General features: G+C 49.4%; 5 protein-coding genes. 2 read left to right on the forward strand and 3 right to left on the reverse strand.

Annotation, left to right across the window (positions count from 1 at the left end):
- Window positions 1-663 precede the first annotated feature (663 nt).
- A complete protein-coding gene (locus tag GX117_13365; GenBank protein ID NLO34318.1) occupies window positions 664-1,800 on the forward strand; it encodes a hypothetical protein in 1,137 nt (378 codons plus the stop codon).
- Between the two features lie 25 nt (window positions 1,801-1,825).
- Window positions 1,826-2,917, forward strand: a complete 1,092-nt coding sequence (locus GX117_13370) for an exo-alpha-sialidase (GenBank protein NLO34319.1) — start codon at window positions 1,826-1,828, stop codon at window positions 2,915-2,917.
- A gap of 54 nt (window positions 2,918-2,971) precedes the next feature.
- Here the strand turns inward: GX117_13370 and GX117_13375 are convergent, their stop codons facing one another.
- The 3 genes from GX117_13375 to GX117_13385 form a co-directional block, all read right to left on the reverse strand.
- Window positions 2,972-3,772: an SDR family oxidoreductase gene (locus GX117_13375; protein ID NLO34320.1), complete on the reverse strand. Its 801-nt coding sequence runs from the start codon at window positions 3,770-3,772 to the stop codon at window positions 2,972-2,974.
- Between the two features lie 183 nt (window positions 3,773-3,955).
- Window positions 3,956-4,471 carry a hypothetical protein gene (locus GX117_13380; protein NLO34321.1) on the reverse strand — a complete coding sequence of 172 codons (516 nt, stop codon included), beginning with the start codon at window positions 4,469-4,471 and terminating at the stop codon, window positions 3,956-3,958.
- A 256-nt stretch (window positions 4,472-4,727) separates the two neighbouring features.
- Complete coding sequence (locus GX117_13385) at window positions 4,728-5,087, reverse strand: hypothetical protein (protein NLO34322.1); 360 nt, start codon at window positions 5,085-5,087, stop codon at window positions 4,728-4,730.
- Window positions 5,088-5,222: the final 135 nt, after the last annotated feature.

Below are 5,222 nucleotides of genomic sequence, written 5' to 3' on the forward strand. Positions count from 1 at the left end.
ATATTCACATTATGGGGCTCCGGAAAATGAAATAGGCTCTGATCAGTGAGAATCTTCGTAATGCTTCAAAGGATTTCATTATGATGAAGGGTTGTTAGTTTCAAAGAATTCGCCTTTTATTTGTGGCGGTAATGACGCCGATGCCATGGATAGCCAAGATTTAGCAAGGGGAAAATAGCTCTCAAATACTCGGGTTTCATAAAAGTAGTAGGGGCCGTGAATTGCGCCGTACTCGTGTACGCAGTCGCTCATGTTAGGTGTTGCTACGCTCAGCACAGAAACGCCCATGCAAGTTTGTCGGGAGACGCGCTCATGAAACACACAAACCCTCCGTAACAACCAGATCAAAAAGCGGGGGCTTGACAATTGGATTCGAGTTTGAACCTGTGCAGATCCCCTATAAATTTCGTGGTTACAGAATTCTCCATAGCGGAGCGGATTCACACGGATCAAATCAAAATTTTCGTCTATTCTTGAATTTCAGCTCAATACCTGTCATTATTATGTGGGTCATCGCTTCACGCTTGTCTAATCTTGATTTTTGACAACAAACAAAATCTCAGAACGCGATGATTTCTGGTGTACAGGTTCATTATAAAAATAGTTTTCAAAATCCTCTACAAGGCTGCTATGTTGCAACAGCAACAGAGGGAGTACCGGATTATGCGTCACTATAGTCAACGTCTAGCGCAAGGCATACTTTTATTTTTGGGCATCACTCTTGTGATTAGCACGGGATGCGGTCAAATTACGGACAAAGACCGTATCCGTGTTGCGAAGATAGGAGACCGGTATATAACACGAGGCGAATTGTTCAAAATTATTCGGGAAATGCCCGATCGGGATCGCCCCATGATCCGCAACAAAAGCGATTTGCTCCGTGTGTTAAATGATCAAATAGATAGGCGTATTAAATTGCCCTTGGGCAAGCAGCTCGCCTCGGAAGGAAAAATTTCTGTTGACCGTGAGTTTACGAGAGAACAATACTTTTTGAACAGCGGCGATCACGAAGATCAATTGCGTACCATGTGGCGCATGGAAGTGCCGCCCTCGGGAGAGATCACGCCCATGATGTCTATGTTCGGATTGACGCCGGAGCTGCTCCAATTCAATAAAGACAGTATCGAGGAGGAGACAGATCGCATGGTGGCGAACTTGCAGGCCGACATGGCGGTCGAATATTTGGCGGCAGAAGCGGTCAAAGAAGGCACCATCACGATTGATGAAAATGAAATTCAACGGGATTATGAGTTCATGAAAAATGAATTGATCACGCTGGAGAAGATGAACTTTATTGCCATAAGCTTTGCAGCCGATGATCCTGCTGCAGCCGCTAAGGCAGCGGCACTGCGCGAACAAATAGACAGGGGCGTCTCTTTCGATGATCTTGTCCGCGATTATGAAGCAAAGGGCAAAGAAGAGGGCCGTTCATACCTCATTCAGTCAAATATTGAGAATAACCCTAATTCAGAAAAGTTCCGTGGCTTTTGGGCTGCCGCTTCCGAGGCAGAAATTTCCAGCATTATTGGGCCCGTCTTCTTACCTGCCTATAGTCAAGTGTCGCTCGGTGACGACGGTCAGCGAAATGTGGTGGACAGACCAGCCGCTTATATTGTTTTGAAGGTAATCGATCACAGCCCCGAAGCCGTACTGAGCTATGAAAATGCGAAACCCCTGGTGATCCGACCCCTTTTGATTTCAAAAATGATGCATTTGCTCCGTGATGAACGGGGCGTAGAAATATACAACAATAAACTGCCTGATCCCGCATTGAACCAAGGTCCGGCAGCGTCTATCTAAGTTAGTAATCAAAGAAAGGCTATTCATGAAAATCGGAAATCTCATTGCTTCTTTTGTGTTTCTTTTTGCGTGGACGGTACAGGCGGATCTGGTGTTGCCCCAATTCCAAAGTAATGTGGAGACCTATCGTCTTTTTGGCGAAGAGTTTCCCGGACCTTATAAACACCCTGCCGCCATTGCCCAATTGGATAATGAAGATCTCTATGTTACGTATTATGGCGGCGCAAACGAATATTCAGAAGATACCGCCGTTTACGGGTCGCGCCTGGTAAAAGGAGCGGATTGGTGGACGACCCCCGAAATCATCGCGGCTATTCCCTTCCATGGTGTGGGCAATCCCGTCATATGGCAAGCGCCCGACGGTTTGGTATGGCTATTCTTCAATACCCAATACGGCGATACTTGGTCCAACGCCCGCGTCCACGCGAAGCTGTCCTATGACGGCGCGAAGACGTGGTCCGATTCTTTTGTGCTGCTCATGGAGGAAGGATCCATGGTGCGCAGTCAGCCCATCGTGCTTAATAACGGAGACTATTTGCTTCCTGTTTATCATGAAACCGGTGAGGACAGAGAGCAAAGCGCTTCCGATACCTGCAGCTATTTTTTGCGTTACAATCCGCAAAAAAAGGAATGGACCGAGACCAATCGTATCTATGCGCCGGAAGGCAATCTTCAGGCGCAGGTGGTGCAGTTGGATGATGACAATCTTTTCTGTTACCTGCGCCGCGGCGGTGATTTCGAACCCACCGAGGATGGCTGGATGCTGCGTTCAGAGTCCAAGGATGGCGGATTTACTTGGAGCGATGCGGTACGCACGGAGTTTCCCAATCCCAATTCCGCGGTAGAATTGATCAAGTTAAAAAATGATCATCTCCTCCTCGTCTACAATGATAATATGAACGATCGCACCCCGCTCACGGTTGCAGTAAGCACAGACCAAGGGAAAAGTTGGCCTTATCGCCGAAACATAGGCGGCGGCGACAATACCTTTGCCTATCCTTATGCGATCCAGGGAAAAGATGAGAAAATATATCTGATTTACACGACGAACAGCCGCACAACGGTTATGCTCGCTGTATTCTATGAAACGGCGATTACCGAATACGATGAGGATTAAGGGCGGTCGTCCTCTTCTTACGCGGCCTGTTACCCTTTGCCAGGACAGAAGGGGCTAGTTCCGCCCCCGCTTCGATTTGCCGAGCAAGAAGCGCAGCAGCGTGGGGAAAAAACGGTTGATTAAGACAAAGAGCTTTCCGTGAAAGGTGATGATGGTTTCGTGTTTTTTGCGATAGATAGCATCTGCAATATCTTTCGCCGCTGCCGGCGCAGGCAGCACAAGCCAATGCGGAATCGGATCTTCTTTTCCGGAAAGCTGTCCTTGTCTGTCCAACAATCGGATTTCACTTTCCACGAAGCCCGGCACGATTAATGTCACGGAAATGCCGAATCGGCGCAAGTCAAAGCTCAAGGATTTCGCCAAGCCATGGACGGCGAATTTGCTGGCATTATAGGCAGAAGTGGCGGGGGTAGCGGCTACTCCGGCGACACTGCCCACGATGCCCAATTGTCCACGGCTCGCTTTCAACGCCTCCAAACCAGCCTGTACGGTGTTGATTACGCCGAAGAGGTTGGTCTCGAACTGCCGTTTATAATCCTCAATAGCCAGTTTGTCGACGGTACCCGTGATCGCAGTTCCTGCATTGGCAAGGATTATATCGATACGTCCCCATGCTTCAAGTGTTTGTGCCACAGCCCTGTCCAAAGTTTCCCGATCGCTTACGTCAGCGACACAAGTCATGGCGCTTCCGCCTGCCTCGGCGATCTCTTTTTCGACTGCTGCCAATTTTTCGGCTCGACGCGCGACCAAAGTTACTCGAGCCCCTTCCTCGGCAAAGCGTCGCGCTGTGGCCGCGCCTATGCCTGAGGAAGCGCCGGTTATGAAGACTACTTTATCTTGAAAACGTTTATTCATAATTGGTGCTCCCGATGGCGTGGCATGGCTTCAGCATTAGAAGGATACACTAGTCCCTGTACAAAGTGAAACAGAATTGCTGCCGCGGAAATTTCCACGCTTTGCACAGACATCGAAACGCTCGGGAAAGGGATAGCTCGGGTTCAGTTTTGAAAGCGTTAATTCCGTTGAGGGCGCTTAGCGCTAGCGGAGTTTGCGCAAGGATCTCCCCTGTACTTGGAGATTATTGCCCTTAATATCGGCATCCATACTCATGGATTGCCCCATGAAAGAGACAGAGGCGCGTACTTTACTACCGTGCACACTCCAGTTGCCGGTAACAGAACCAACCATGGAATGGTGTGCCACAGCTTGTCCATTTGGTCCCAGCTCTATAGTGACCGGTCCGTAGGGACTGGGCGCTTCCCATGCTGTGCCTACGAGCGTTTCAGCGGTTAAGGCAGGTCCCGAGCTTTGGGATTGACGGGTTTCATATTGAGCGGGTGTTCGCGGCGGCGGCGAATAGAGAACCGGGAAATCAGGAATCTCGCGTGTTTCAGCGGCGGCTTCCGGAGGCGGTGGCGGAGGAGGCGGCGCAGGAGCAACAACGGCAGGTTCAGGCTCCGGCGCAGGAGCACGCAAGCTATTTAAAACAAAAGGCAGCATCAGCACAAGTAAAAGCACAGCTGCGACTACACCAATGGCTATTTTAGTATTCACGGAATCACCTTTCAGATAGTAACGCTGTGTCTGTGGGGATTGAGACAGCGTCGTACTCATTCATGATGAGTATAACACAGATTATTTGTTAGGCTCACGAAAGGAAAAAATACTCTTTTAAGGCGGCCTACACAGGACAACCGCCGCTGTAACTCCTTGGGATTTGGCGCGGTTTTTCATAAAAAAGGAGGGCGAATCCCAATCCGGGACTCGCCCTCAACAAGTACAAGCTATTCTTTAGGCTATGCGGTTTTTATTAACCGGCGCAGCACGCAGTTTTCACGGCTTTTTTGGCGCAAGAAGCGGCTTCGGAGCTGCAGCAGTTCTTTTTGTCGGCTTTGGCAGCACAGCACGAGGCATCAGCATTTGCTTTGCACGCACAAGCACCGGCAGGGCACTCACAGGAAGCGGCACAAGCAGCTTTGCCGCAATCGGAACCGCAAGTGCAGGCATCAGCGCAAGCACAAGCATCGGCGGCGCAGGTACAAGAGCCTGAATCGGCGCATTTACATGCATCCGCATCCGTATCGGCGAAGCTCGGGTTGGCGACAAAGGTGATGGCGGCGGCAGCCGTCAGGAACAGCAAAATGGTCAACATAGAGGTTTTCTTCAACATGATTTATTTTCCTTTAAGGGTTGTTTTTTTTCGAATCACTAATCAATAAACAATAAACAAAAACTACAAAACAGATCGTTCTTGATTAAGATCAACACAGGAAAACACAGTGAAGGACATGGACAGGAACTGTCG

Source organism: Candidatus Hydrogenedentota bacterium (genome assembly GCA_012523015.1).
Lineage (GTDB): Bacteria > Hydrogenedentota > Hydrogenedentia > Hydrogenedentales > CAITNO01 > JAAYBJ01.